The 2,623-nt window shown below is 74.2% G+C and carries 1 protein-coding gene; it reads right to left on the bottom strand.

Features of this window, described 5'->3' with window-relative positions; translation table 11 throughout:
* Positions 1-89: 89 nt before the first annotated feature.
* Positions 90-2,531 carry an Hsp70 family protein gene (locus tag ACXAHD_RS31845; RefSeq protein WP_475055119.1) on the bottom strand — a complete coding sequence of 814 codons (2,442 nt, stop codon included), beginning with the start codon at positions 2,529-2,531 and terminating at the stop codon, positions 90-92.
* Positions 2,532-2,623 lie beyond the last annotated feature (92 nt).

Here is a 2,623-nt window from a genome sequence, read left to right as displayed (position 1 = left end):
CCCTCGTGTGTGTTTTTGGGGTTTTTGTGGGTGTTTTGTTCCTCCTTTGGCTCTTTGGGGGGGGTGGGCACCCCCACCCCCCCCCCCACTCAGCCGAGCCCGGTCACGGACAGCACCCGCACCTGATGGTCGGCGGTGACCACCGCGACGGTGTCGCCGCTGACCACCGCGTGTGTCACCCGGTTGTCCACCAGGTCAGTGCCGACGTCGACCGGTGCGGTCCGTCGACCGGTCGCCGCGTCCCACACGGACACCTGCGGCACGGCGGTCCTCGACGCCGTGTCGATGCGGTGGCCCAGCACCACCACCCAGCCGTCGGCCACCGCCGCCGCCGACCGGGTGTCGTCGGCGGCGGTGATCTCCCCGCCGTCCTCGTCGAGCAGGCAGAAGTCGTCAACTGTGTCGAACGTCTGGTCACCGAAGACGAGCCCGGCCGGCGCCGCGTACCAGTTGTCCTCGAATCCGAACTCACTTGTGCGGTTCCACTTCTCGTCGCCGGTGCCGATGTCGACGGCGATCGTCCGGTACGTGCCGCCGTCGACCGCCGCGCACACCAGTCGCTCCCCGCACGGTTTGACCAGTTCGATGGTGTCACCGGCCGGCAGCGGCACCTCCCACGCGCGGGTGAAACCGTCGAGGTCGTACGCGGCCAGCACAGCCCGTCCCGGCGACGCGCCGTCGGACAGCCGGCCGATCGCGAGTCCTTCGTAGACGGTCCACGCGTCGTGGTCCAGCGGCAGGTCGCCGCTGGCGATCGGGTCGCCGTCGCCGGTGTCCAGCACGAACCCCCGGCCGCTGCCCTCACTCAGCTCGACGACACGGCCCGGCTCGGCGTACCGGTTGTCCCGCAGCCCGTACCCGGCGGGCGGCAGCACCCCGGCGTCCTCGACACCTTCCGTGCCGGTCCACCGGGTCGCCGCCCGGATCCGGGACGCGTCGAGGACCAGCAGGTCATCGTCGGGGGCCTCGCGTCGCCACCGCTGCTCCCCAGTGGTCAGGTCGATCCGGGCGACCGCGTTGTCAAAAATGCCGTCCTTGATCTCGACGATCACGTCGGTGCCCAGCCGGACCACGTCGGTAAGGTCCTGCCAGCTGCGTTTCCACCGCACCGTGCCGTCGGCGGCGTCGAGCACGACCCGCATGTCGTCGCCGCCGTCGGTCGCCGAGTCTGCGGCGTCGACGATGAGCAGCCCACCGGCGGCGGTGAGCCGCACCTGCGTCGGTTCGACGTCCACCGTGGCGGTCCAGGCCGGGTCGCCGCCGCCGGCCGGTACCGCGGTGACGGTGGTGCCGCCGACGGCGACCGCCGCGTACACGGCGAGGTCACCGGCGACGGTGACCGTCGACCCGCCGGTGCCGGCGGGCAACGTCACCTGGTGGATCTCGGTCAGGCCGCCCGCGGTGTCCCCCGTCCCGCCGCCGTCGTCGTCGTCGCCGAGCAGGCCACCGAACAGGTTGGTGTCACGGGGCCCGCTACCGTCGCCGGTGAACTGGTCGAGCAGCCAACCGTTGGTCAGGCCGATCCCGGCGGCCAGCGTCACCGCCACGGCGCCGGCGACCGCCGCGACCACCCGGCCGCGACGCCGCCGACGTGCTGGCGGCGACGGCAGATCGCCGCCAGCCGCCGGTGTGGTGGGTCCGGGCACCGGTGGGCCTGGCTGCGCAAGGTACGGCGCGGTCGGGCCCGGCCCGGTCGGAGCGGCGGTCGACGGCGCCGCGACGTCCGTCGACGGCGTGTGGTGCAGCGCACCGTACGCCACCGGCAGCTCCGGCTGCTCCGGCACCGACGGGGCGACCCCGAGTCGGGCGTGCAACCGGCTGGCGACCAGCGGCATCCGGCTGGCCCCACCGACCAGCAGCAGCGCGGCCAGCCGCGCCGGGTCGACCCCGGCCAGCTGCAGCACCCGGCGGGTCTCGTCGACCGCCCGGTCGACCAGCGGCCCGGCGACGCGGTCCAGCTCCTCCCGGGTCAGATGCATCGGATCGTCGCGCCCGGGCACCGCCACCGGCGCCGCCGAGGCCCGCGACAGCATCTCCTTCGCGGCCCGCACCTCGGACCAGAAAGCGAGCCGGTCACGGCGGTCGGCGCCGGTCACCGGCCGGCTGAGCCGCTGCCACAGCTGCGGGTCGCGGACCGCGACCAGGTGGCCAAGGTGGGCGACCAGCGCCTCGTCGATGTCGAGCCCGCCGAGGTCGTCAAGCCCGCCGGTGGCCAGCACCCGCAGCCCGCCGGCTCCACCTACCGCAGGCTCGTTGCGGACCACCGCCACGTCGAGGGTGCCGCCGCCGAAGTCGAACACGGCCAGCGTGCCACCCGGCGGTACCTGCCGGCCCAGCACCCGGACACAGTAGGTGGCGGCCGCGATCGGCTCGTCGAGCAGCCGCACCGGGCCCAGCCCGGCCGCCGTGGCGGCCGCGCGCAGCAGGTCCCGACGCGGGGCGCCCCAGTCGGCGGGGCAGGTCAGCACGGTGCCGCCGGCCGGATGCACACCGGCGGTCGCGGCCTCGGGGGGGACCCCGGACAGGGTCACCACCCACCACCGGGGGGACGGTAGCCTCCCATCAACCCACAACACCAAGACACCGCCTCAATCGCGGCTCGGGTGCGGCTCGAACCGATGAG

The sequence above is a fragment of the Micromonospora sp. ABR4_055 genome, from assembly GCF_056160425.1.
The sequence above is the reverse complement of the archived record's forward strand: the minus strand, read 5'-3'. Positions and strand labels throughout refer to the sequence as shown.